At 42.8% G+C, this 23545-nt stretch carries 29 protein-coding genes; 27 read left to right on the top strand and 2 right to left on the bottom strand.

All coding sequences use genetic code 11. The features are described from left to right. The first annotated feature begins 36 nt into the window (after window positions 1-36). The 11 genes from F9856_RS01680 to mmuM all read left to right on the top strand — a co-directional run bounded on the left by F9856_RS01680 (window position 37) and on the right by mmuM (window position 12771). Entirely contained in the window at window positions 37-1959 is a 1923-nt protein-coding gene (locus F9856_RS01680; RefSeq protein WP_202105517.1) for an isopeptide-forming domain-containing fimbrial protein, read from the top strand. A gap of 23 nt (window positions 1960-1982) precedes the next feature. Beyond that, on the top strand, window positions 1983-2837 hold the full coding sequence (locus F9856_RS01675) for an MSCRAMM family protein (protein ID WP_172056536.1): 855 nt from the start codon (window positions 1983-1985) through the stop codon (window positions 2835-2837). A 153-nt stretch (window positions 2838-2990) separates the two neighbouring features. Next, window positions 2991-3902, top strand: a complete 912-nt coding sequence (locus F9856_RS01670; protein WP_202105516.1) for a class C sortase — start codon at window positions 2991-2993, stop codon at window positions 3900-3902. After that, a complete protein-coding gene (locus F9856_RS01665; protein WP_202105515.1) occupies window positions 3880-4740 on the top strand; it encodes a class C sortase in 861 nt (286 codons plus the stop codon). Before F9856_RS01670 ends, F9856_RS01665 begins: the two co-directional genes overlap by 23 nt. After that, window positions 4737-5597, top strand: a complete 861-nt coding sequence (locus F9856_RS01660) for a class C sortase (RefSeq protein ID WP_032510669.1) — start codon at window positions 4737-4739, stop codon at window positions 5595-5597. Before F9856_RS01665 ends, F9856_RS01660 begins: the two co-directional genes overlap by 4 nt. Before the next feature lie 603 nt (window positions 5598-6200). Beyond that, window positions 6201-6647, top strand: coding sequence for a LytTR family DNA-binding domain-containing protein (locus tag F9856_RS01655; RefSeq protein WP_202105514.1), 447 nt, complete (start codon window positions 6201-6203; stop codon window positions 6645-6647). Between the two features lie 4 nt (window positions 6648-6651). Beyond that, on the top strand, window positions 6652-7299 hold the full coding sequence (locus tag F9856_RS01650) for a hypothetical protein (protein WP_202105513.1): 648 nt from the start codon (window positions 6652-6654) through the stop codon (window positions 7297-7299). A gap of 86 nt (window positions 7300-7385) precedes the next feature. After that, window positions 7386-8666: an MFS transporter gene (locus F9856_RS01645; protein ID WP_202105512.1), complete on the top strand. Its 1281-nt coding sequence runs from the start codon at window positions 7386-7388 to the stop codon at window positions 8664-8666. A 178-nt stretch (window positions 8667-8844) separates the two neighbouring features. After that, window positions 8845-10299, top strand: coding sequence for a glutamate--tRNA ligase (gltX, locus tag F9856_RS01640; RefSeq protein ID WP_202105511.1), 1455 nt, complete (start codon window positions 8845-8847; stop codon window positions 10297-10299). 138 nt (window positions 10300-10437) lie between these two features. Then, window positions 10438-11814: an amino acid permease gene (locus tag F9856_RS01635; RefSeq protein WP_202105510.1), complete on the top strand. Its 1377-nt coding sequence runs from the start codon at window positions 10438-10440 to the stop codon at window positions 11812-11814. A gap of 9 nt (window positions 11815-11823) precedes the next feature. Continuing rightward, complete coding sequence (gene mmuM, locus F9856_RS01630; RefSeq protein WP_202105509.1) at window positions 11824-12771, top strand: homocysteine S-methyltransferase; 948 nt, start codon at window positions 11824-11826, stop codon at window positions 12769-12771. A gap of 41 nt (window positions 12772-12812) precedes the next feature. On the opposite strand, the gene F9856_RS01625 is transcribed toward mmuM, so the two are convergent. Next, complete coding sequence (locus F9856_RS01625) at window positions 12813-13175, bottom strand: MerR family transcriptional regulator (protein ID WP_202105508.1); 363 nt, start codon at window positions 13173-13175, stop codon at window positions 12813-12815. Window positions 13176-13235: 60 nt separating this feature from the next. On the opposite strand from F9856_RS01625, the gene F9856_RS01620 reads away from it, so the two are divergent. Further along, entirely contained in the window at window positions 13236-13526 is a 291-nt protein-coding gene (locus F9856_RS01620; RefSeq protein WP_202105507.1) for a hypothetical protein, read from the top strand. Here F9856_RS01620 and F9856_RS01615 read toward each other — a convergent pair. Then, window positions 13485-14015 carry an NUDIX hydrolase gene (locus tag F9856_RS01615; protein ID WP_202105506.1) on the bottom strand — a complete coding sequence of 177 codons (531 nt, stop codon included), beginning with the start codon at window positions 14013-14015 and terminating at the stop codon, window positions 13485-13487. The genes F9856_RS01620 and F9856_RS01615 overlap by 42 nt on opposite strands. A gap of 269 nt (window positions 14016-14284) precedes the next feature. Here F9856_RS01615 and F9856_RS01610 point away from each other — a divergent pair, with 269 nt between their 5' ends. The 15 genes from F9856_RS01610 to F9856_RS01540 all read left to right on the top strand — a co-directional run bounded on the left by F9856_RS01610 (window position 14285) and on the right by F9856_RS01540 (window position 23540). Continuing rightward, window positions 14285-15478, top strand: coding sequence for an argininosuccinate synthase (locus F9856_RS01610; RefSeq protein ID WP_029943586.1), 1194 nt, complete (start codon window positions 14285-14287; stop codon window positions 15476-15478). Window positions 15479-15491: 13 nt separating this feature from the next. After that, window positions 15492-16886: an argininosuccinate lyase gene (gene argH / locus F9856_RS01605; protein WP_172101246.1), complete on the top strand. Its 1395-nt coding sequence runs from the start codon at window positions 15492-15494 to the stop codon at window positions 16884-16886. A 70-nt stretch (window positions 16887-16956) separates the two neighbouring features. Further along, the gene (rnpA, locus tag F9856_RS01600) at window positions 16957-17316 is read left to right on the top strand and encodes a ribonuclease P protein component (protein WP_202105505.1); all 360 of its coding nucleotides are present in this window, start codon (window positions 16957-16959) and stop codon (window positions 17314-17316) included. Beyond that, window positions 17300-18112 (top strand): YidC/Oxa1 family membrane protein insertase, encoded by an 813-nt coding sequence (locus tag F9856_RS01595; protein ID WP_002940331.1) that lies wholly within the window; start codon window positions 17300-17302, stop codon window positions 18110-18112. Before rnpA ends, F9856_RS01595 begins: the two co-directional genes overlap by 17 nt. Window positions 18113-18131: 19 nt before the next feature. Then, window positions 18132-19127 (top strand): RNA-binding cell elongation regulator Jag/EloR, encoded by a 996-nt coding sequence (gene jag / locus F9856_RS01590; protein WP_044765292.1) that lies wholly within the window; start codon window positions 18132-18134, stop codon window positions 19125-19127. Between the two features lie 167 nt (window positions 19128-19294). Next, complete coding sequence (gene rpmH, locus F9856_RS01585) at window positions 19295-19432, top strand: 50S ribosomal protein L34 (protein WP_002939016.1); 138 nt, start codon at window positions 19295-19297, stop codon at window positions 19430-19432. Window positions 19433-19538: 106 nt separating this feature from the next. Next, window positions 19539-20321: a TatD family hydrolase gene (locus F9856_RS01580; RefSeq protein WP_079761367.1), complete on the top strand. Its 783-nt coding sequence runs from the start codon at window positions 19539-19541 to the stop codon at window positions 20319-20321. Next, entirely contained in the window at window positions 20305-20874 is a 570-nt protein-coding gene (gene rnmV / locus F9856_RS01575; protein ID WP_202105504.1) for a ribonuclease M5, read from the top strand. The genes F9856_RS01580 and rnmV overlap by 17 nt, the downstream gene beginning before the upstream one ends. Beyond that, window positions 20867-21235, top strand: coding sequence for a hypothetical protein (locus F9856_RS01570; RefSeq protein WP_202105503.1), 369 nt, complete (start codon window positions 20867-20869; stop codon window positions 21233-21235). Before rnmV ends, F9856_RS01570 begins: the two co-directional genes overlap by 8 nt. A gap of 97 nt (window positions 21236-21332) precedes the next feature. Further along, window positions 21333-21620: a hypothetical protein gene (locus F9856_RS01565; RefSeq protein ID WP_002940311.1), complete on the top strand. Its 288-nt coding sequence runs from the start codon at window positions 21333-21335 to the stop codon at window positions 21618-21620. Beyond that, window positions 21610-21939, top strand: a complete 330-nt coding sequence (locus tag F9856_RS01560) for a type II toxin-antitoxin system RelE/ParE family toxin (RefSeq protein ID WP_202105502.1) — start codon at window positions 21610-21612, stop codon at window positions 21937-21939. Before F9856_RS01565 ends, F9856_RS01560 begins: the two co-directional genes overlap by 11 nt. A 6-nt stretch (window positions 21940-21945) precedes the next feature. Further along, window positions 21946-22401, top strand: coding sequence for an 8-oxo-dGTP diphosphatase (locus tag F9856_RS01555; RefSeq protein WP_202105501.1), 456 nt, complete (start codon window positions 21946-21948; stop codon window positions 22399-22401). 75 nt (window positions 22402-22476) lie between these two features. Beyond that, window positions 22477-22737, top strand: a complete 261-nt coding sequence (locus F9856_RS01550; RefSeq protein ID WP_029693774.1) for a type II toxin-antitoxin system Phd/YefM family antitoxin — start codon at window positions 22477-22479, stop codon at window positions 22735-22737. Between the two features lies 1 nt (window position 22738). Continuing rightward, complete coding sequence (locus F9856_RS01545; protein WP_024419186.1) at window positions 22739-22996, top strand: Txe/YoeB family addiction module toxin; 258 nt, start codon at window positions 22739-22741, stop codon at window positions 22994-22996. A 13-nt stretch (window positions 22997-23009) separates the two neighbouring features. After that, a complete protein-coding gene (locus tag F9856_RS01540) occupies window positions 23010-23540 on the top strand; it encodes a DUF1697 domain-containing protein (RefSeq protein WP_024419185.1) in 531 nt (176 codons plus the stop codon). Window positions 23541-23545 lie beyond the last annotated feature (5 nt).

Raw genomic sequence — 23545 nt, 5'->3', positions numbered from 1 at the left:
CCTAATGCACAAAAGATTAAAAATAGGAGAACATTCATGAAAAAAATGACGAAATTATTTTCAGTGTTTGCCACGCTATTGACAGTGTTTGGCACGCTGGTAAATCTTGTTCCAGTAGCTCATGCAGCTACTCAAGATACAAAAGTCATCGTTCACAAAATCGTTATGAACGAAACAGACTTTAACAGCTTTACATATAGTGAAGATTTTACCAAATACAATGGTAATACAATTGATAACTTGACAGATTATTTCGGTGGATCTGCAAAAGAAGTTGCTGGAGTAAACTTTAAAGTATGGGAAAAAGTACCAGCAGCTACAGGTACAAAGACAGGTGCTGACCTTGGTATTTCTGGCGATACTGATAACTATCAGCTTGTTCAAAAATATAATACTGGTGTTCCAACAACAGAAAATGGTGCAGAATTCACTCTTCCTGAGGGAACTTACATCTTCGTTGAAGACAAAGAAAACTCACCATATTACAACCAAGATAAAGAGTTGACTGGTATGAAAGCTGTACCATTCAAACTTGAATTACCACAAGCTAAAGTTGACGGTACTGGCTACTTCAATACTACGGATGCTTTGAACGTTTATCCAAAGAACACTGAAGATAAACCTGAAATCACAAAAACTTTTGGTGACGATACCACGGATACAAAAGGTGTGAATATCGGAGACGATATTGACTATAAAATCACAACAACTGTTCCAAAAGATGCAGCCTACAAAACATTTGCTTGGGAAGATACCATGGTTGCAGGTCTTGACTTCAAGACTGGTTCATTGGTTATCTCTTCAGATCAAGTAAGCTTAACTGATACTGACTACAGCTTGGTTGAAACAAAACGTGGCTTTACTGTTAAATTGACAAATGACGGTCTTGCTAAATTGGAAACTGCTGCTAAAGCAGGTGATGTAAACTTCACTTTGACCTACAAAGCAACATTGAATGATTCTGCTGCTGTTGATACAGAGATCCCTAACAAAGTTAAATTGATTTATGGTAACCGTCCAAGCGACTTCTCAGAACCAAAATCAACAACACCGGTAAATGGTGAAATCAAAGTTGAAAAAACTTGGGGTGAAGGAACAACTCAAAAAGACGTTGTATTCGGTGTGTATGAAAAAGAAACTGGTGTACGTGTGGGTGCAATCACACTCCAAGCAGGTACTACATCAGGTAAATTAACAGGTCTTGACGATACTAAAGAATACATCGTCATCGAGGAAACTAGCGTTCCAGGTTCACTTCCTAACTACACAAATGGTGCTACTGGTACTATCAATGTAGAAAACAAGAAAAACCCTAACCCAGATCCACTTGAGCCAGAAGAGCCAAAAGTTATCACTTATGGTAAACGTTTTGTGAAGACTGATGATAATGTTGATAAATCAGCTGCAACAAAACTTGTTGGTGCAAAATTCGTTGTAAAAAATGCAGCCGGTGAATTCCTTGCGTTGAAAGATGAAACAACTCGAACAGCTCAAATGTCTGCTTATCAAAATGCAGAAGATGCTTATGTAGCAGCTGTGAATGAAAAGAAACCTCAAAATGAAATTGAGACTAAAAAAGCGGCTCGCGACGTTGCTTATGAAGCGATGAACATGCAATGGACTTGGGTTTCAAGTCAATCAGCTGCCTTCACATTTGTATCATCAACAGATGGTCATTTTGAAGTAAAAGGTCTTAATGCTGGTACTTACCAACTTGTCGAAACAAAAGCTCCAGATGGATACGCACTTCTTACTTCACCAATTGAATTTCAAGTAGGTCTTGGTACTTGGACAGATAATTCAGAGACTGCAATTGATGGCCACACACGTGTAAACAACAAAAAAGTAACCATCCCACAAACTGGTGGTATTGGTACCCTTGTCTTCACAGTTGTTGGTTTGAGTGTGATGGTATTTGCATTCATCGCTATGAAAAAACGCCAATCTGAAGAGGCATAATATCCGTTGAAAAGGAGGGACAGATGAGACGAATCAGACAGCTAGTATGTTGTTTCATAGCTATTATTTGTGTATTGTCACTGCCCTCGCTTTCACTTCAAGCACAAGATTCCTTTGATGTTCAGGTTCATATTCCGCTTCCTGATGGAATAGATGCCAGTCAAGTTTCGACAGGCTTGGAGGCTTGGTATATCGCTGCAGAAGAGCCAGCCTCTTCTGAACGGTTGGCAGATACTTTATATCAAAAAAGTCGGTCCGAGTTGAACCAACTCTACGGAGAGCCGATTTCCTCGCAAGTCCTTACTTCAGAAGGTCAGGCCACTTTTCAGGGCTTGACGAAAGGTTGGTATTATGTCCGACAAGTGGGAACTCTTACGAGTCTCGAGGTTGTCCCATTCTTGATGAAAGTTGACGGCAGTGTTGCGCGGATTGAGGCTAAGGTAAGAAGGCCTAGCAAAGAAAAAGGAAGTAAGCCATTTCTAAAGGTATCTACAAGTACTGCCCCCTTATCTGGTGCAGAGTTTGTAGTTCTTGAGGAAGTGAACGGAGAATTGAAGGAAGTGATAGTCGACGGCTTTCCCTATCATGTTACTTCTGGAGCAAACGGTCAGTTTGTTGTAGGACCTCTTCCCTATGGTACTTATTATCTGAAAGAGGTCAAGGCTCCTGCAGGCTATATTCTAGCCCAAGATACGATTCCTTTTGAAATTACTTCGGATTCACATGTGTCTGAAATTGTTAAAATCAAGAACAAACCCGTCACACCTCCCGGTATTGAAATCCCATATACAGGGAATGCGGTGGTCATAGCGGTTTTATCGCTAGGCATTATTCTCTTCTTGCTAGGCTATCGTTTGGTAACCTATACGAAACGATAATGTTTGACAGACTACGAATAAAGGAAAAATCTCATTGTCAGGTTGAATCTGTGGCGATGGGATTTTTCTGTTTGAGAATCGGATTGTGGTATAATAGAGGATATTTGGAGAAATGTTCAACTCTGCAATACTATAGAATATAATGGAAAAATGATGAAGAAAAAAGAAAATCAGGTTGTAAACCAAAAGAAATCAGGTAAAACTAAAAAGAAAAAAAAGAAGAGTAACCTTCCTTTTTACTTGGTTTTTCTGATTGGGATGGGGATTTTACTCTATCCTCATGTATCAAATTTTTATTATCGCTATGAAGCTGGTCAGTTGACAGAGTCTTTCGATCAGGAGAAGAAGAATTTAACACCTAAAGAGGTTCAAGAGCGAATTGATTTAGCTCATGCTTTCAACGAGAGTTTAAACAATATCATTGCTGAAGATCCTTATACTAAGTCACGTCACGAAGCTGGGCGGGCAGAGTATGCGAGGATGTTGGAATTGCATGAGAAAATGGGCTATGTTGAAATTCCTAAAATTGATGCCAAGATTCCGATTTATGCTGGAACAGCCGAGTCAGTTTTGCAAAAGGGAGTTGGGCATCTGGAAGGGACATCTTTGCCGGTCGGGGGAAGTGATACCCATACAGTCTTGACAGCTCATACCGGTTTGCCAAAGGCGCGTTTGTTCACAGATTTGACCAAGGTTGAGATTGGGGATACTTTTTATATCCACAATATTTCAGAAACCTTGGCCTATGAGGTGGATCAGATTTTAGTTGTGGAACCGACACAGTTTGAAGAGCTTTTGGTAAAGCCTGGACAGGATTATGCAACGTTATTAACTTGTACACCTTATATGGTAAACACGCATCGTTTATTAGTGCGTGGGCATCGTGTTCCTTATGTTGCTGAAGATTATCGTAAAACAGTTGAAAATGCTGAAATGCGTATTCTTATTCGCTATCTTTTGTATGCATTAGGAATGTTGATTATCATTTTATTAATTTTCCTATTTACAAAAAGGCGGAAAAAGAAGAAACAGGTGAAGAGTGGTGAAGAAGCGTATACAGCATAAAAAAGGATTGTCCAAACAATCCATACTTTTAAAACTGATATTTGTCTTTGGTTTGCTTATTACGGTATATCCGTTGATTTCTCAATTTTATTATCGATATGAGTCAGACCGTGAAGTAGAATCTTTTTATGAGCAAGCACAACAGCTCCCGAGCGAAGAAGTTTCCAAGCGATTAGAGAAGGCGCGGGCGTATAATCAGACCTTGGATCCAAGCAAAATGCAAGATCCATACTCAGAAGAGGAAAAGGCTGGGATTGCAGAATATGCACGCATGCTTGAGGTGAAGGAAAAAATTGGTTTTGTGGAAATCCCAAAAATAAATGAGCAGATTCCCATTTATGCTGGGACAACCGAAGATGTATTACAAAAAGGAGCTGGACATTTAGAGGGGTCGTCATTGCCGGTTGGGGGAGAAAGTACTCATACAGTCATTTCAGCCCATCGTGGTTTACCGAATGCCTCCTTGTTTACCAATCTCGATCGCTTAAAAATTGGTGATCAATTCTATATCCACAATATAGCAGAAACCTTAGCCTATGAGGTGGATCAGATTTTGATTGTTGAACCGAGTGACTTCGACCCGGTCATGGTTCAATCCGGAGAAGATTACGCGACCTTATTGACCTGTACTCCGTATATGATTAACAGCCATCGTTTATTAGTGCGTGGGCATCGTGTTCCTTATGAGCCGAAAGTTGCAGCTAAGCAAAAGCCGATATTCTTTTTAGATATGTTGAGTCTTTCCTATTTAGTTGCTTTCCTGCTGATGCTGTTGATTTTTGGGGTTTTGTACCTTCGACGTAAGAGAAAGCAGCAGAAGGTGAGAGGAGGAACATGAAAAAAATAGGCTACATTCTCATGCTGATTGGTTTATTAATGCCATTAATCTTACTGACAAATATGTCTGTGCATGAGTTTCAAACTTATCGACACTATCAGTCCTACCAAAGTCGTTCAACATCATTCTCAGCAGAGCAAAAAGCGGCAATTGATACTTATGAAGAACAAATCAATAGCGGAGATATCCCAACAATTGACCCTTTTGCAGAAAAGAATAGTTCGGATAGTCATTCTGTTGTTGTTCCTAATTTGGAAGACGGTGTGATTGGTTATCTAAGCATTCCAAGTATTGAAATTCGCCAGCCAATTTATATCGGAGCGACTAGCCAGCATTTAAATGATGGGGTGGCTTCTATTATTGGAACAGATTTACCTGTTGGTGGTATGGGGCACCGAAGTGTCATTGCAGGTCATCGTAGTTGGTATACAGATCTTCGTTTTTTCCGTTTAACGGAGCTAAAAGAAGGAGATAAGATTTTTATTGAAATCGGTGGGACAACACTGACATATTTGGTTAAAAATACAGAAGTGATAAAGGCGACCGATTGGCAAAAATTATTGCCTGTTGAAAATCAAGATATGTTAACGCTGTTGACGTGTGATCCGTTAGTTCCTCCTTTTGACTATCGCTTGTTGGTTAACGCCTATCGTCAGCCGGATGTAGCTGAGGGAGATGCTCAATCAAAACAGACAAGTCAAGAAGAAATGAAGCAGTACCAACAACACTCATTCAGCTTCGTCTTTTATATAACGATATTTGGCTGGCTCTTATTATGCTATATTCTTTATCGTTTTGTCACCTTATTGACTAATACTCTTCGAAAATCAAAATCAGATGTTGTTGACTTGATTTGATGAGTGGGGCTGGGCAAAAAGCCCAGGACCACTACTCAGAGTTCGTGGAAACATCTCAGCGCAGTGGTTGATTGGGTTTAACAGTCCAGTGGACTGTTAAAGGTTGGAGATAGGATTTGCGAAGCAAATCTCAGCAATTCGTGTTTTGCACTTCAAATCTGGCCATTACGACTGATGCGAACAGAGTTCGCTTCATCTCCAACCTCAAACTGTCTCCCAGACAGTTTGAGCTGTGCGGGGGTGGGAAGACGAACTCTTTTTATCTTGGTCGAGTTCTTTCCCACTCCCAGCCTGTTACCTTGAAACAAAATAGTAACAGGGTTCTATCTGCGTAAGTAGAAACGAACTACGTTCGCTCTATCTCCAAGCTCCAAAGGTTCCTCAAACCTTTGGAGCTAGTTTGTTTTTGATTTTCATTGAGTATAAAAAGTAATCTGTTAGAGGTGAACTGTCTCTGAAAAGATGGAGAAATAGATACTTGAATTCTAGCGACTTTTAATGATGAATGTTTACCACTTACCCACCCTTTTTTACCACTTACTGAAATGCCCTTGTAATTGGGAGCTGAACTGGTATAATAGAGCTATCAAAAAGGAGGGAGCTATGAAAGTTAGGATTGAATTTGATGATAGCTTGGATCAGGTTGAAGTTCTTATTCGAACCAGTCAGTTGGGACCGGAAATTGAACAGATTCAACAGGCCTTGCAACAGATAAGTCGCCCCTCACTTGTCTTTTACAAAGGAACGAGTGAATATTTCCTATCCTTGAGTCAGGTGCTCTTCTTCGAAACGGATGGGACCAAGATTTTTGCTCATACAGGCGACGATGCTTACGAAGTGAAGATGAAACTTTATGAGTTGGAGGAGTACTTGCCGTTTTATTTTTGTCGGGTTTCCAAGTCAACGATTGCCAATAGCAAGGCGATCTATTCGCTGGATAAGTCCTTCTCAGGCACCAGTCGGATTTCCTTTTACAAAACCCATAAGGAAGTCCATGTGTCGCGGCATTATTACCATTTATTAAAAGAAAAGTTACAAGAAGTGAGGTAGGAAGATGAAAAAAAATGGTTTAGGAATTGCTCTGCTGGTCTTGGCAGGCTTGGTCCTGTTTCAAGATTATCTGCCAGATATGGATATTTCGCTCTGGAAATTGGTCTGGTTGGTGGGTCTGGGCTACTTTCTGATAAAGGCAATCATCAAGAAACAGCTGATTTTTAGTTTTGTACTGGGGACCTGGCTCTTTATCGCTCTTAACAATCACTTTGACTGGGTGGATATCGACACTTGGACCTTGATTGTGGGTGCTGGTCTAGCCTGTGCAGGTTTGCAGTTGCTGTTCAAGCCAAAGAAGAAGCAAATAACCAGTACAGGTGTCATTGGCGATAAGGGACGGGAAACGGCTTTTGGCTCTTCAACTCGCTACATTCATGATGATAATTTTCTCCATGATAGTGTGGAAGTGGCCTTTGGCTCTAGTATGGTTTACTTTGATCAGGCGATTATTCTGGGAGATAGGGCTGAATTTCATATCGATGCGGCCTTCGCGTCAGTTGATCTTTATCTGCCGACAAATTGGCAGGCGGTCGTGGAGCTAGATAGTTCCATGTCTGCTGTCAATAACTATGCAACTGGTATGGGGGAAAAGATGCTGCGTATCACAGGAGATATGGCCTTCTCTACTCTGAATATCTATTACACCTAGAGTGAACAGAGAGTAGTCTATCCAGGCTCCTCTGCAGAATAAAAAGTCGGAATATTCTGGAAATTGTACAGAAGAAAGGAATTATCATGAAAAAGATTTTGAAAAATGCTACTTATCTATGGGTACTGACTGCGGATATGCTGTCCAATTTTGGTGATGTGGTCTATTATCTGGCCCTGATGAATTATGTTTTGCTGGTGCCCAACAGCCGTCTGGCGCTGGCAATCGTGACCTTCTCGGAAATCTTCCCTAGCTTTATGGGCCTCTTTACAGGCTATCTGGCAGACAAGACGGTCAACAAAATCAGCACGATTAAGTTGACTCTCCTCTTTCGTGTGGCCCTCTACCTCATCCTCGGTTTCTGCATGGGCTTTGAGCCAGCCCTCTGGATTGTCGTAGTGGCTGCTAGCTTCAATGTATTTGCAGACTTCGCTGGCTTCTATGAAAACGGGCTCTATGCACCTCTGGGATTGCGCGTAGCGCCCAAGGAAGAGCGGGAACAGTACTCAGCCTTTCGCCAAACCGTGACCAGCCTCCTCAACATCGCCTTTCAGGCCCTCTCTGCCATCTTGGTTGGTCTGCTGTCCTATCAAAATCTGGCCTTTTTCAACGCCGGCACCTTTTTGGCAGCCCTTCTCATCATGCAGCTACTGACGCCAGCCTTTCGCAAACTCCTGACGGAGCAGCCTTTGAAAATAGCAGAGCAGCCGAGCCAGCCCGAGCAGGGACCCAAGGGGCCAGGGATTTTGGCTTCTTTCAAGCAAGCGGTCGTGGAGCTGCGCAAGATTCCCGAGTTCCGTCTGGTCCTGATTACCAGTCCGATTATCAATGCTTGTGGTGCTATTCTCTATCCTATTCTGGTCCTCTTGATTAGCGAAGACCCGAGCCTCGTCTTCCTCAATGTTGAAACAACTCTTGCCCTGACCATTTTGATTTTCTTTGTTGGACATATTCTGGGCTCGACCTTGGTCTTTAGCCTCTTCAAAAAGACCAGCATGGTGACGCTGGAAGTGGCAGCCACTTTCTCTCTTCTTGGCGTGTTTGTCGGAATGCTACTACATCAACTGCCAATTATTTTCTTCTTCCTTACTACAATGGGAATTAGTTCTGGAGCTAGTGGACCTAAGTTTAACGCTAAGTTTGTCAATTCTATGCCAGAGGAGCAGTTGGCGACCATTGGCGGAGCGGTATCAACCTATTTTATGCTAGGTCAAGCCTTTACTCGACTATTGGTTTCGGGATTGGTCTTGGTGCTAACAGTCGATCAGATTAGCGGATTTTTCCTAGCGGCTGCTGGCTTCTTGGTCCTTTATGTCCTCTACTGGCTGGCACGCAACCAAAAAACACCTCAAAATCAGTCTATCTAGGCTGATTTTTTCTATCTTCTTATGCTTATCTATGCTATAATGTTCTTGATTGCTACTCTTCGAAAATCAAATTCAGACGTCGTTGACTTGACTTGATGAACTTCAGTTCTATCTTCGTCTGCATCGCCTAGTCTGATTTCGATTTTCATTGAGTATGAAAATTTTACAGGAGAGAAACATGACTAAACCAATTCGTGTGCGTTACGCACCAAGTCCAACGGGACTGTTGCATATCGGAAATGCTCGTACAGCATTGTTTAACTATCTTTTTGCCCGTCATCACGGCGGTACTTTCCTTATTCGTATCGAAGACACAGACCGCAAACGCCATGTGGAAGACGGTGAGCGTTCTCAGCTTGAAAACCTGCGTTGGTTGGGAATTGACTGGGATGAGAGTCCAGAAACTCATGAGCAATACCGTCAGTCTGAACGTTTGGACATTTACCAAACCTACGTGGATGAGCTTTTGGCTTCAGGCAAGGCTTACAAGTCTTACGTGACAGAAGAAGAGTTGGTAGCGGAGCGTGAGCGCCAGGAAGCTGCGGGTGAAACTCCTCGCTACATCAATGAATACCTAGGCATGTCTGAAGATGAAAAAGCGGCCTACATGGCAGAGCGTGAGGCGGCTGGCATTGTCCCAACTGTTCGATTGGCCGTCAATGAAACAGGTATCTACAAGTGGAATGACATGGTTAAGGGCGAAATCGAGTTCGAAGGTGGCAACATCGGTGGCGACTGGGTTATCCAGAAACGTGACGGCTATCCAACCTATAACTTTGCCGTGGTGGTGGACGATCATCTCATGGAAATCTCGCACGTTATCCGTGGGGACGATCACATTGCCAATACACCGAAGCAATTGATGGTCTATGAAGCACTTGGTTGGGAAGCACCAGAATTTGCCCACATGACCTTGATTATCAACTCTGCTACGGGTAAAAAGTTGTCCAAACGTGACACCAATACTCTGGCCTTTATCGAAGATTACCGCAAAAAAGGCTACCTGCCAGAAGCTGTTTTCAACTTTATCACGCTTTTGGGTTGGACACCGGGTGGCGAGGAAGAAATCTTCTCCAAAGACGAGATTATCCAACTCTTTGACGAAAAACGCCTCAGCAAGTCACCAGCTTCCTTTGATCCGAAAAAGTTGGCTTGGATGGGCAATGAGTACATCAAAAAAGCTGATTTGGAGACCATTTTCAACCTTGCCAAGCCATTCTTGGAAGAAGCGGGTCGCTTGACAGACAAGGCAGAAAAATTGGTGGAACTTTACAAACCACAAATGTCTTCTGTGGACGAAATCGTTCCGTTGACAGACCTTTTCTTCTCTGATTTCCCAGAATTGACGGACGAAGAAAAAGAGGTCATGGCGGGTGAAACCGTCCCAACGGTCCTCAATGCTCTCAAGGAAAAATTGGAAGCCATGACTGACGAAGATTTCCAACCAGATAATATCTTCCCACAAATCAAGGCAGTCCAAAAAGAAACTGGCATCAAGGGCAAAAACCTCTTCATGCCAATCCGTATCGCCGTTTCAGGCGAAATGCACGGACCAGAGTTGCCAAATACCATCTACCTGCTCGGCCGTGAAAAATCTATCCAGCATATTGATAATATGTTGAAGAGTTTGTAAGACAAGTAATCCCCGCTGTCCTGTGATAGCGGGGATTTTGCTATAACTGATAACTATAACACTTGTATTGAAAACGGTATAACGATTTTCTGAAAAACTGTGTTATCATAAATAAATCACTAGTATTTAGGAGAGTTTATGGAAAATCATAATTTTGAAAATCAGGGTACTTTTAATCGAGAGATGAACAGTCGCCACTTGCAGATGTTGTCCATCGGTGGGGTTATCGGGACAGGTTTGTTCTTAAGTTCAGGCTATACCATTGCACAGGCAGGACCTTTTGGAGCTGTTGCGGCTTATCTTTTCGGAACTGTCATGGTTTACTTGGTCATGTTCTCTTTGGGTGAATTGTCGGTTGCAATGCCGGTGACTGGATCTTTCCATACTTATGCGACCAAGTTTATCAGTCCAGGTACTGGTTTCATGGTGGCCTGGATGTATTGGCTTTGTTGGGTAGTCGCTCTAGCTTCTCAGTTCGTCGGAGCAGCCCAGCTCATGCAGCGCTGGTTTCCTAGTGTGCCGATTTGGATTTTTGCGACGATTTTTGCAGTTATTGTCTTTGGGCTAAATACCCTTTCTGTTGGTTGGTTTGCCAAGGCGGAGGATGCACTCTCGTCTATCAAGGTCTATGCCATTGCAGCCTTTATCGTGCTTGGGACTTTGGCTATTTTTGGTATTTTGCCATTTGAGGGAACCAATGCTGCGCCGCTCTTTACTAATATTACAGCACAAGGCTTACTTCCTAACGGCTTAGTTGGGTTGATTTCAGTTATGCTGTCGGTTAACTATGCCTTTTCAGGTGTAGAAATGATCGGAATTGCGGCAGGGGAGACAGATAATCCCCAAAAAGCTGTACCGCAAGCTATTAAATCAACAATTGGTCTTTTGGTTATCTTCTTCGTCTTGACCATTGTAGTCTTGGCAGCCCTACTTCCTATGTCAGAAGCAGGTGTAACTGAAGCACCGTTTGTACTTGTCTTAGACAAAATTGGTTTTCCTTACGCTGCTGATATTATGAACTTCATAATTTTGACAGCTATCTTATCAGCCTCAACTTCAGGACTTTACGCTTCAAGTCGTATGCTTTGGTCTTTGGCCAATGAAGGCATGATTAGTAAGGAATTGGTTAAAATCAACAAGTACGGTGTTCCAATGCGTGGCATGATCTTGTCCATGATTGGTGTTGTTATCGCCTTGATTGCGTCAATTTATGCTGAAGATACCATCTTCCTTGCTCTGGTTTCCATTGCTGGTTTTGCGGTTGTGATTGCTTGGTTGGCCATTCCATTGGCACAAATCGGTTTCCGTCGTGAATTTTTGAAAACTCACAGTGAAGATGAATTGGAATACAAGACGCCCTTCTCACCGACCTTGCCATGGATTACTGTCATTTTGCTAGTTATTTCTATCATCGGAATAGGTTGGGATCCTTCGCAGCGTGCTGGTCTTTACTTTGGTGTGCCATTCATGATTGGCTGCTATATTTATCACTATATCCGCTTTAAAAAGTGGTAGGAGGAGATTATGGGTCGTTTTAAGGAATTATTAGAACAAAAGGAATACATCATTTTACACGGTGCTCTTGGGACGGAATTGGAATTTCGAGGTCATGATGTATCGGGCAAGCTTTGGTCTGCCAAATATCTTTTGGAAAATCCCCAGTACATCAAGGATATCCACAAGGATTATATTCGTGCCGGAGCAGACTTGGTGACGACTTCAACCTATCAGGCGACCTTTGAAGGTTTGGCGGAAGCTGGTTTGTCACAGGCCGAGGCTGAAAAATTGATTCGTCTGACAGTTGATTTGGCTAAGGAGGCGCGTGATGAAGTCTGGGCCGAATTGTCTGAAGCTGAAAAAGCACAACGAACCTATCCTCTCATTTCAGGTGACGTTGGTCCTTATGCAGCCTATCTAGCCAATGGTTCGGAGTACACAGGTGATTATGGCAACATCAGTTTGGAGGAGTTGAAGGCTTTCCACCGTCGCAGAATCGAACTCCTCTTAGAACAGGGGGCTGAACTCTTAGCCTTGGAGACTATTCCAAATGTTCTTGAAGCACAAGCTTTAGTAGAGTTGCTGGCAGAGGATTTTCCAGAGATAGAGGCCTATATTAGCTTCACTTCACAAGACGGGCAGTCGATTTCTGACGGTACGGCTATTGAAAAAATAGCAGAGCTGGTTAACAGCAGTGAGCAGATTTTGGCGGTTGGTCTTAACTGTACAGCTCCTTCGCTCTACACAGCTTTTCTTGGCAAGTTGAGAGAAAAAACGGATAAACCATTTGTGACCTATCCAAATTCTGGAGAAGTCTATGATGGAGCCACTCAAACTTGGAAGGAAAAGACAGACGGCAGCCATTCTCTTCTGGACAATACTCTTGTGTGGCACAAACTGGGTGCCAAGGTAGTTGGAGGGTGTTGTCGTACTCGACCAGCTGATATTGCAAGTCTAGTTGCTGGATTGAAATAAAAGAATCCCCAATGTCCTATTCAGTGACGATGGGGATTTTGTTATAGATTCTGTAATTTTTCCTCAATCTGCTGGAGTAGATTTTCTAGATTTTCCTTCTGTTCTTGGAGCAGGAGGATTTGTTTTTCACGGTCGACAATTTCATCCAGTATGACCTGTCTGTTTTCTTTTAGCTGTTCGAGACTGCCGCATTTGCTGTCATGTAGTTCCTTGATGCGGATAATGGCTTTGACGGACAAACCTAATTGGCGAAGTCCTAGGATATTTTCTAGGTTGTTGATTTCTTCTTCGTTCCAGTAGTAATTGCCGTCAATCAATTGCGGTTGTAGCAGTCCTTGTTCTGTGTAGAAACGAAGCGTATCCCGTTTGATACCGAATTGTTGCATGACTTGTCCTGTTTTCATAATGTCCTCTTGACAGGGGCTTAGCCCCTCATGATAAATTGGTGGGGAAAGGAGTTCTATATGATTATTGTTGTTAAATGGTTGATTGTGCTCTACTTGGGGCTACTGCCTGTATCTGCTTGGGTATATCGCAAGCAACTTCCTAGCTGGTTACTGGTTTTATATGCTTGCCCAGTTCTGCTCAGTTTATTGGGCTGGCAGACAGTTTTGGGATTTATATTAGGCTTATTATTGGCTTGCGGGGTGAGAGTGATAGGCGGTCGTGTTCTTTTTGGGAGAAATCGTCTCAGTCACTTTTTATCTCATCTTTTACTGAGTTTCATTCTCGCTCTTGCACTTTTCTTGGTCTAAAAACAGCCTCTCCACATAGTCTTTCTGCCTTGGAATAACCAGTTCTGTTTCTAAAAAGTCTTTTAAATCTTCTTGTGGGACCCAGATGTAGTTGCTGGTTTCATCCGTTTGGAGTTGGATTGTGGATTTGTCCCAATTGGTTTCAGCCCAGTAGCAGTGGAAAATGCATTGGTCGTCATGGGCGACAAAGTGTGTATGGTGGCGGAGTTGGTCAGCTGTCAGCTCAATGCCTGTCTCTTCGCGGACTTCGCGCAAAATGGCCTGCTCTGCTATTTCCCCAAACAAGGCCGAACCTCCTGCTGTCGCTTCATAATAGTCAGGGTAGGAGGGTTTGGTGCTGTCGCGTTTCATGAAGAGGGTGCTGCCGTCGCGGTGGCGGATGATGCACTCGACGACCAGGTGGTAGAGGCCGTCGGGAATGGATTCTCCGCGTGTGAGGGTGTGGTCGGTCAAGTGACCGTCGGCTGTGTAGGCGTTCCAGATTTCCATATTTTGCTCCTTTTCTAGATTGGTTATTCATTATATCAAACATGGAAGTGTTAGACAAGTATCTTGCGGGTGTTTGCGTATTGGAATGATTGGAGGATTATTGAGCTAGAAAGCTGACGTCAGTCGCCTCTTCATTTGCTTATTTTCAAATCAATATTGAAACCATACAAAAAATTTTCAAAAATTTGTATATTTATGTTGCAAAAAGTATAAATATACACTATAATAGTCACTAAGTTTTATAAAAATAAAAAGAAATGAGATTGCTTATGACAAAAGAAAAATTGATTTTAGCCTATTCTGGTGGACTTGATACTTCAGTTGCGATTGCATGGTTGAAAAAAGACTATGATGTGATTGCGGTTTGTATGGATGTAGGTGAGGGGAAAGATCTTGAATTCATTCATGATAAAGCACTGTCCATTGGTGCCATTGAGTCCCATGTGTTGGATGTGAAAGAAGAATTTGCTCAAGAATATGTCCTACCAGCCCTGCAAGCTCATGCCTATTATGAGCAAAAATATCCGCTGGTATCAGCTCTCAGTCGGCCCTTGATTTCCAAAAAGTTGGTGGAAATGGCCCATAAGACAGGAGCAACCACTATCGCCCACGGTTGTACTGGTAAGGGAAATGACCAGGTGCGGTTTGAGGTAGCCATTGCAGCCCTGGACCCAACTTTGAAAGTTGTAGCCCCTGTTCGGGAATGGAAATGGGCGCGTGAAGAAGAAATCATCTTCGCCAAGGAAAATGGTGTACCAGTCCCAGCAGATTTGGATAGCCCTTATTCCGTTGACCAAAATCTTTGGGGCCGTGCCAATGAGTGCGGAGTCCTGGAAAATCCATGGAATGAAGCGCCAGAAGATGCTTTTGGTATTACAACTGCACCAGAAAATGCACCAGATACTCCTGAGTATGTCGATATTGAGTTTCAGGCGGGCGTACCCGTTACTGTAAATGGAGAAAAGCTCAGCCTGGCAAATCTCATCCAAAAACTCAATGTCATTGCAGGCAAGCATGGTGTAGGTCGGATTGACCATGTGGAAAATCGTCTAGTTGGGATCAAGTCACGGGAAATTTACGAGTGTCCAGGAGCTATTACCCTTTTGACAGCTCACAAGGAAATTGAAGATTTGACCTTGGTGCGCGAAGTATCGCATTTCAAACCGATTGTTTCAAATGAACTCTCTAACTTGATTTACAATGGCTTGTGGTTCAATCCAGCAACCCAGGCCTTGAAAGCTTATTTGCAAGCAACTCAATCAGTCGTGAATGGCACCGCAAAAGTGAAATTGTATAAGGGAACAGCTAAAGTTGTCGCTCGGAAATCTCCAAATTCGCTGTATGACGAAGATTTGGCAACCTATACCAGTGCAGATACCTTTGACCAAGATGCAGCAGTTGGTTTCATCAAGCTTTGGGGATTACCAACCAAGGTCAATGCAGAAATTCATAAAAAAGACTAGAAAGTAGGAGTGTATGGAAGCAAAGAAATTATGGGGTGGTCGCTTTGAAGCCAGTCTTGAGGAATGGGTAGAAGAATTCGGAGCTTCCATCCGATTTGATCAAAAACTGGCCAAGTATGATATTCAGGGTTCTTTAGCCCATGTCAAGATGCTCGGAGCCACAGGGATTATCAATCAAGAAGAAGTTCAGGCTATTCAAACTGGTTTGGAAGAATTGCTAGCAGACTATGAGGCTGGCAAGCTGGTCTTTGATATTCGTAACGAAGACATTCACATGAATATCGAAAGTCTATTGACGGATAAAATAGGCTCAGTTGCAGGCAAACTCCACACAGCTCGTTCTCGTAACGATCAAGTAGCGACCGATATGCACCTCTATCTGAAGGATACACTCTTTCAAGTTGTAGACAAATTGACCAACCTACGTCAGATTTTGGTAGACCTTGCACAGGAGCATGTGGAAACAATCATGCCCGGCTATACCCACTTGCAACATGCCCAGCCCATTAGTTTTGCTCAGCACTTGTTAGCCTATTACAACATGTTCAGCCGCGACAGTGAGCGCTTTGTATTCAACATGCAGCATACAGATGTATCCCCACTTGGTGCGGCGGCCTTGGCAGGGACAACCTTTCCGATTGACCGTCAGATGACGTCGGATTTGATGGGATTTGCTAAGCCCTATAGTAATTCTCTTGATGCTGTGTCTGATCGTGATTTTATACTGGAATTCCTCTCCAATGCCAGCATTCTCATGATGCACATGTCCCGTTTGTGTGAAGAAATCATTAACTGGTGTTCACATGAATACCAATTTGTCACCCTATCCGATACCTTTTCAACAGGTTCTTCCATCATGCCACAGAAGAAAAATCCAGATATGGCAGAATTGATTCGGGGAAAAACGGGTCGGGTTTATGGAAACTTGGTGGGACTTTTGACGGTCATGAAATCCCTGCCTTTAACCTATAACAAGGACTTGCAAGAGGACAAGGAAGGCATGTTTGATAGTGCGGAAACGATTTTAGTATCTATCGATATTTTGGCAGGGATGTTGCAATCTATGACAGTCCATAAGGAAAGGATGGCTCAATCGACAGAGAAGGACTTTTCAAATGCGACAGAGTTGGCTGATTATTTGGCTAGTAAAGGTCTGCCCTTCCGCCAAGCGCATGAGATTGTTGGAAAACTGGTCTTGGAATGTAGCAAGGCAGGCTATTATTTACAAGATGTTCCTTTGGAACGTTATCAAGAGCTGTCGCCTGTCATTGGACCGGATATTTATACAGCTTTAGAATCGGAAACAGCCGTTTCACGCAGAAATTCGCTAGGTGGAACTGGATTTGAATCCATTCGCCAGCAAATTCAGCAAGCAAAAGCACAAATAATCGCTTCGAAAGGCCTCTAAACGGTATGTTTATTGGCTTTTTTGAATTTTATGGTATAATAGAAGTAATTTTGGAAGATGGAGAGGCATTTTGAAAAAAAGCTATCGTGTCAAGCGTGAACGAGATTTTAATGACATTTTTACAAAAGGAAACAATGTCGCCAATCGGAGGTTTGTTGTCTACCGATTATCTAAAGAGCAAAAGCATTTCCGAGTAGGTTTATCTGTCAGCAAAAAATTGGGAAACGCTGTCATGCGAAATAAGATTAAGCGCAGGATTCGTCACATCTTAATTGAATGCCAACATCAACTGGTAGCAGATGACTTTGTTATCATTGCTCGAAAAGGTGTAGAGGAATTGTCCTATCAAGAAATGAAGCAAAACCTCATCCATGTTTTGAAACTAGCTAAACTATACCAGGAAGGTGTTGTGATTGAAAAAGAAAGTTAAATGGGCAGGTCTACTGGTAGCATCTCTAATTGTTTTAACAGCCTGCGGAACAGGGCCAGTGACCAGTCAATCTACAGATGCGTGGGATAGATTAATTTACTGGTTTGCCAGCATTATTCAGTTCCTATCTATCAACGGTCAAATTGGAATCGGTATTATACTTTTTACCATTTTAATTCGAACCCTTCTGTTGCCGTTGTTCCAAATACAGATGAATTCCTCACGGAAGATGCAGGAGCTTCAACCTCAGCTGAAAAAGTTGCAAGCGGAGTATCCAGGAACGGATATGGAAAGTCGCCAGCAGCTCTATGAAGCAACGCAAGCTCTCTACAAAGAGAATGGCGTTAGCATGAGAGCGTCCATGATTCCGCTCTTTATTCAAATGCCAATCCTTTTGGCCCTCTTTCAAGCTCTGACGCGTGTTGAAGCCTTGAAAGTAGGTCACTTCCTTTGGTTAAATCTTGGGGAGCCGGATCCGCTCTTTATTTTGCCGATTATGGCTGCAGTGTTTACATTCCTCAGCTCATGGTTGACCAATAAATCAGCAATTGAGAAGAATATGGCTATGACAATTATGACCTATGCCATGCCCGTGGTGATTTTTTTCTTTGCTGTGGCAGCTGCTAGTGGGGTGGCTTTGTATTGGACAGTGTCAAATGCCTATCAGGTTGCTCAAACCTTGGTGTTCAATAATCCGTTTAAAATAATAGCAGAGCGTCAAGCGAAAATTGATGCGGAAAAAGAGCGTCAGGCAAAAATCCGACGGGCACAGAAAAAAGCACAGAAAAAGAAATAGGAAAACTAGGAGAGAGAAGATGAAATTTACAGGAGCAAGTGTTGAAGAGGCCATCCAAAATGGCTTGGTAGAGCTAAATATTCCTCGAAAAAAAGCACATATTACTGTGGTTGCGCGTGAGAAAAAAGGTTTCCTTGGTTTCGGTAGAAAGCCAGCGATTGTGGATATTGATGTCATCAATGAAACAACGGTTGTTAAGGCTAATCAGAAAGCAGTTCGTGGCGTTCCAGATGAAATTAATGAACAAAATGAACCAGTAAAAAGCGTTTCAGAGGCTACAATTGACCTAGGAAAAGTTGTTGCAGCGGTGAAAGAATTTGAAAAGTCTGGTCAAACGCTTGATGATGATATTAAAGCGCAGATTTTGAAAAATGAAAAAGAAGCGACAACGATTTTGGAAGAAACAGGTCGGATTGAAATTCTTTCAGAGGATTTGCTAACTACTACAGATGCAACAACATCTGCTAAGGAAGACGTAAATCAAGAAGTCGTCTCAGAAAATCAAGCAGATAATTTTGCTGATTTAGATATTAAGATTGAGCCCCAGTATGATATTGAACAAGTTGTTTCGGAAGTGACAGCTTATGTACAAGAAATTCTGGATGATATGGATGTTGAGGCGCGTATTGATACAAGTCATAATCGCCGTACAATCAATATTCAAGTGGATACCAATGAACCAGGACGCGTCATCGGTTATCACGGAAAAGTCTTAAAGGCTTTGCAACTTTTGGCTCAGAACTTCTTATATAATCGCTATGAGCGTAACTTCTACATTACTATCAATGTGAATGACTATGTAGAACACCGTGCTGAAGTGCTTCAAGGCTACGCACAAAAATTGGCAGAACGTGTTTTGGCAGAGCAGGAAGCCTACCATACAGATCCGATGTCAAGTAGCGAACGTAAAATTATCCACCGCATTATCTCTAAAATGGATGGTTTGACAAGCTATTCAGAAGGTAGCGAGCCGAACCGCTATGTCGTTGTAGATATTGAAGGAAATCATGATTAAAAAGAGGCTAGTCCTCTTTTTTCAATGATTTTCTGATTCTTTCCTAAAAGTATGGTAGAATAGCTTGACAAACGAACAGAATTTATATAAAATAGTTTGGTATGTTTAGTAACTGATCAAAACTAGCCGGCTAAACGAATACAAGAATCTAAGAGGAGGTATTCATCGTGAAACGTACTTTTCAACCAAGTAAAATCCGTCGCGCGCGTAAACACGGTTTCCGTAGCCGTATGGCAACTAAAAACGGCCGTCGCGTGTTAGCTGCTCGCCGCCGTAAGGGACGTAAAGTTCTTACAGTAGCATAAGAAGATGAAAAGAGAAGCCAGCAGAAACTCGAGTCTGCTGGTTTTTTTCTTCTCATAAGAATCTTCTGAAATATGTTACAATAGTAGGAAAGAAAGTGATGGAACGATGATACAAATTTTTGACACCCACACCCACCTCAACGTAGAGCAGTTTGACGGTCGGGTCCAAGAAGAATTAGACTTTGCCAAGGAAATGGGGGTCACCCTCCACAATGTGGTCGGTTTTGACCGTGCAACCATTGACAAGGCTATGGAGCTTGCTGACCAGCACCCTGAAATTTATCTGACACTGGGCTGGCATCCGACTGAGGCTGGCACCTATGATGAGGAAGTTGAACGTTATCTACTCAAGGCTCTTAAACATCCCAAGGTCATTGCCCTAGGGGAGATTGGGTTGGACTACTACTGGATGACGGCAGATAAGGAAACCCAGGCTCGTGTTTTCAAGCGACAGATGGAGCTGGCCAAGCAGTTGGATTTACCCTTTGTGGTTCATACTCGTGATGCTTTGGAAGATACTTACCAGATCATCAAGGAAGTTGGCGTCGGCTCGCGTGGAGGCATTATGCATTCCTTCTCTGGCACGCTGGAGGAGGCTCAGGCCTTCATGGACCTGGGCATGCACATCTCCTTCTCGGGAGTAGTGACCTTCAAGAAAGCTGTCGAACTTCAGGAAGCGGCGCAAGCATTGCCCCTAGAAAAAATCCTGGTCGAGACGGATGCGCCCTACCTGGCACCTGTTCCCAAGCGTGGTCGGGAAAATCGTACCGGCTACACCAGATATGTGGTGGATATGCTGGCCCAGCTTCGCAACCAGTCGGTCGAAGAAGTGGCGAGAGCGACCTACGAGAATGCAAGGAGTTTGTTCAGAATTGACTCAGAAAATTAAGATACAAGAAGTCCTCGTTGTCGAGGGCAAGGACGATACAGCAAACTTGAAGCGGTTTTATGAGGTGGATACCTACGAAACCAGAGGCTCTGCCATATCAGACGATGACTTGGAACGCATCGAGAAACTCCATAACCTGCGGGGCGTCATTGTCTTTACTGACCCAGACTACAATGGGGAGCGGATTCGAAAGATCATTATGCAGGCCATTCCCACGGTCAAACACGCTTTTTTACAGCGGGACGAGGCTGCCCCCAAGTCCAAGACAAAAGGGCGGTCCTTGGGCATTGAGCACGCCAGCTTTGAGGACTTGGAAAAGGCCCTAGCAGGCGTGCGTGGCTACTATGATGATGAAAATAACTTTGACATCAGCAAGTCAGACCTAATGCGCCTAGGCTTGCTTATGGGCGGAGACAGTCGCAGGCGGAGGGAGTATCTGGGAGAAAAACTCCGCATCGGCTACTGCAACGGCAAGCAACTCCTCAAACGATTGGAATTGTTTGGGATAAGTTTGGCAGAAGTGGAAGAGGCTATGGAGAGCTATCATGGATAGGGTCTACGCTGTTAAGTGCTTGGTAAAAAACGAGTTTGAACCTTCTTATGAAAATCATTCATCTTATGAAGAAGTGACCTACTTGCTGCCGGCTGATGTCCTTGTTTGGGAGGATGAGCAGGTTGATAAGAACAAACTAGCAGACTATTTGCGTGGTTTAGTTGAAGATGGCTATGTCAATGCGGATGGTATTTGGAAGCAGAGCCGTTTGTTTCATATTGCCGGTGTGCAAGAAATGGACGACAGGATAGAGTTTGATGGACCAGCCGTGGAAGTCTATCGCTGGTTTTACAATTTTGAACGTCCTGTTACTGAGGAAGAATTTTTGAATCTCTATTATTTTGATGATTTGGGGAGATAGGGAATCTAGAGCGGAAATGTTACTATTTCTGCTTTTTTGAAGATTGCTACTGATATCTATTCGTGTTACAATATAGAAAACTAGGAGGTGGACTAGATTGATAACTATAAAAAAAGATGCCCAAGTAAATTTCAAAACTGATTCCAGACTTTTAGAAAAAGCTAAGGAAATATTTGCTATGAACCAGCTGGATTTGACTGCTGGTTTTAACCTCTTTTTACAAAACATCGCTGTAAAAAATGAGTTGCCCATTCTGACAGAAGAAGAGTTGGAAAGAGAAGAGTTGTTTTTACAACTTCAAAAGGAAATCCAGGAAAATCAGCAGGCGATCGAAGCAGGTCAAGGGATCAGCCTAGAAAGTGTCAAAGAGAAGTATGGAATTTGAGTCTTATTCAGTGATACTTGCTCCAGCAGTGGAGAAGGAATTGGCAGTTATTTACGCCTATTTCTCGGAACAGTTCTCAGAAGAAATTGCCAAAAGACGAATTGAGATGATTGTCCAAGCTTTGGAGAGTTTGCAAATTTTTCCTGAACGTGGCTTTAACGCCGATAACCGTTTTGGTAAACAGATAGACCCGCCTCATCTAACCCGAGGCTATGTCATTGGAAAAGACTACATCGCCCTCTATCGCGTGGTAGAAAATGAAGTGCGAGTGGGTCACCTTTTTGCGACCAAGAGTGATTATGTGAAGTTGTTGAAGTGAGGGAGCATGAGTAGGACAGAGCAAGTCATCCTAACCAATATGTGTATGATTACAGACGGTCAGCAGGTATTGGTCCAGGATAGGAAATCTGAAAAGTGGCCAGGTGTGACTTTTCCTGGGGGCCATGTTGAACGTGGCGAGAGCATTGTTTCCTCCGTCGTCCGCGAGGTCAAAGAAGAAACGGGCTTGACGGTATCCAATCTCGAACTCTGTGGCATTCAAAACTGGACGGATCTGACTGACCATTATCGCTATCTGGTATTTTGCTATAAAACTAGCCATTTTTCAGGCTCTATCCAATCTTCAGATGAGGGCGAGGTTTTCTGGATTGATCGTGCGGATTTGAAGAATGTTTCGTTGGCAGACGGTTTTGAAACCATGCTGGAAATCTTTGAACAGCCACAGCTGACAGAGAATTTTTACTGGTTTGAAGACGGTGAGTGGAAGGTGGAGAATCGCTAAAGGGTTGTACAATAAGTTTGACAACTCTTTTTTTCTATGCTATAGTAAGCCTAGAAATAATGAGAGGTATTGCTTATGGAAGCTATTGTATATTCCCATTTTCGAAATCACTTAAAGGACTACATGAAAAAGGTCAATGACGAGTTTGAGCCTTTGGTCGTGGTTAATAAAAATCCTGAGGAAGATATTGTTGTACTGTCAAAGAGTGAGTGGGATAGCTTACAAGAAACCCTTGCTGTTGCTCGGAACGCTTATCTGTCTCAAAAAGTTTTGCGTGGTATGGCTCAAGTCAAAGCGGGACAAACCCAAGAACGCAATCTGATAGAGGCAGACTAACATGGGAATTCATTTTACAGACGACGCCTGGGAAGACTATCTTTATTGGCAGGGTCAGGATAAGAAAACACTGAAGAGAATCAATAAGATTATCAAGGATATGCAACGACATCTTTTTGAAGGTATTGCCAAGCCAGAACCTTTGAAGTATGATTATCAGGGTGCCTGGTCAAGAAGGATTGATGCGGAGAATCGGTTGATTTATATGGTGGAATCCGATCGGTTGTGCATCCTGTCGCTAAAGGACTATTATGGGTGAGGGGGATTAACAAATGAAAAAAATTGCCCTCCTTCGAGGTGTTACCCCTGTTGGTAAAAATAAAATTCCCAAGATGTCCTATCTGGCGGAAATTTTGACGGAAGTTGGTTTAACTTCTGTTCAAACCTATATTCAAAGTGGAAATGTTGTTTGTGAAACTGATTTATCAGATAAACAACTCAGTCGGCTTATCCATCAAACCATTAAAGAAAAAATAGGTGCAGAGTTAGCGATCATTGTCAAACATCAGATGGAGTTAACACAAGCAGTTGCGGAAAATTCTTTTGGTGAGGGCTATGATCCTTCTCGTGTTCATTTGGTCTTTACCAATGATGAGATAAATGGTGAAAAATTAAACAAATTATTGCACCAAGACTTTGGCGATGAGGAGTTGCGTCTGGGAAGTCGATGTCTATACATGTATCTTCCGAGAGATGCTCGAAAGAAAAAACTAAATACCAATTATTTAGAGAAACAGTTGGGCATTACAGCCACTATGAGAAAGTTAAGTGTTGTTTCACGATTAAGTGAAATGGCGAAATAAAAACA

The organism is Streptococcus suis, from assembly GCF_016743335.1.
Classification (GTDB): Bacteria; Bacillota; Bacilli; order Lactobacillales; family Streptococcaceae; genus Streptococcus; species Streptococcus suis_Y.
Note: the sequence above shows the minus strand (reverse complement) of the source record. Positions and strands in the feature narration are given on the sequence as shown.

What these genes read in the sequence shown, in the direction of transcription:
- F9856_RS01680 (WP_202105517.1), top strand. Translation starts at nt 37, where the DNA reads ATGAAAAAAATGACGAAATTATTTTCAGTGTTTGCCACGCTATTGACA.
- F9856_RS01675 (WP_172056536.1), top strand. Translation starts at nt 1,983, where the DNA reads ATGAGACGAATCAGACAGCTAGTATGTTGTTTCATAGCTATTATTTGT.
- F9856_RS01670 (WP_202105516.1), top strand. Translation starts at nt 2,991, where the DNA reads ATGAAGAAAAAAGAAAATCAGGTTGTAAACCAAAAGAAATCAGGTAAA.
- F9856_RS01660 (WP_032510669.1), top strand. Translation starts at nt 4,737, where the DNA reads ATGAAAAAAATAGGCTACATTCTCATGCTGATTGGTTTATTAATGCCA.
- F9856_RS01655 (WP_202105514.1), top strand. Translation starts at nt 6,201, where the DNA reads ATGAAAGTTAGGATTGAATTTGATGATAGCTTGGATCAGGTTGAAGTT.
- F9856_RS01650 (WP_202105513.1), top strand. Translation starts at nt 6,652, where the DNA reads ATGAAAAAAAATGGTTTAGGAATTGCTCTGCTGGTCTTGGCAGGCTTG.
- F9856_RS01645 (WP_202105512.1), top strand. Translation starts at nt 7,386, where the DNA reads ATGAAAAAGATTTTGAAAAATGCTACTTATCTATGGGTACTGACTGCG.
- gltX (WP_202105511.1), top strand. Translation starts at nt 8,845, where the DNA reads ATGACTAAACCAATTCGTGTGCGTTACGCACCAAGTCCAACGGGACTG.
- F9856_RS01635 (WP_202105510.1), top strand. Translation starts at nt 10,438, where the DNA reads ATGGAAAATCATAATTTTGAAAATCAGGGTACTTTTAATCGAGAGATG.
- mmuM (WP_202105509.1), top strand. Translation starts at nt 11,824, where the DNA reads ATGGGTCGTTTTAAGGAATTATTAGAACAAAAGGAATACATCATTTTA.
- F9856_RS01625 (WP_202105508.1), bottom strand. Translation starts at nt 13,175, where the DNA reads ATGAAAACAGGACAAGTCATGCAACAATTCGGTATCAAACGGGATACG.
- F9856_RS01620 (WP_202105507.1), top strand. Translation starts at nt 13,236, where the DNA reads ATGATTATTGTTGTTAAATGGTTGATTGTGCTCTACTTGGGGCTACTG.
- F9856_RS01615 (WP_202105506.1), bottom strand. Translation starts at nt 14,015, where the DNA reads ATGGAAATCTGGAACGCCTACACAGCCGACGGTCACTTGACCGACCAC.
- F9856_RS01610 (WP_029943586.1), top strand. Translation starts at nt 14,285, where the DNA reads ATGACAAAAGAAAAATTGATTTTAGCCTATTCTGGTGGACTTGATACT.
- argH (WP_172101246.1), top strand. Translation starts at nt 15,492, where the DNA reads ATGGAAGCAAAGAAATTATGGGGTGGTCGCTTTGAAGCCAGTCTTGAG.
- jag (WP_044765292.1), top strand. Translation starts at nt 18,132, where the DNA reads ATGAAATTTACAGGAGCAAGTGTTGAAGAGGCCATCCAAAATGGCTTG.
- F9856_RS01580 (WP_079761367.1), top strand. Translation starts at nt 19,539, where the DNA reads ATGATACAAATTTTTGACACCCACACCCACCTCAACGTAGAGCAGTTT.
- F9856_RS01570 (WP_202105503.1), top strand. Translation starts at nt 20,867, where the DNA reads ATGGATAGGGTCTACGCTGTTAAGTGCTTGGTAAAAAACGAGTTTGAA.
- F9856_RS01560 (WP_202105502.1), top strand. Translation starts at nt 21,610, where the DNA reads ATGGAATTTGAGTCTTATTCAGTGATACTTGCTCCAGCAGTGGAGAAG.
- F9856_RS01555 (WP_202105501.1), top strand. Translation starts at nt 21,946, where the DNA reads ATGAGTAGGACAGAGCAAGTCATCCTAACCAATATGTGTATGATTACA.
- F9856_RS01550 (WP_029693774.1), top strand. Translation starts at nt 22,477, where the DNA reads ATGGAAGCTATTGTATATTCCCATTTTCGAAATCACTTAAAGGACTAC.
- F9856_RS01545 (WP_024419186.1), top strand. Translation starts at nt 22,739, where the DNA reads ATGGGAATTCATTTTACAGACGACGCCTGGGAAGACTATCTTTATTGG.
- F9856_RS01540 (WP_024419185.1), top strand. Translation starts at nt 23,010, where the DNA reads ATGAAAAAAATTGCCCTCCTTCGAGGTGTTACCCCTGTTGGTAAAAAT.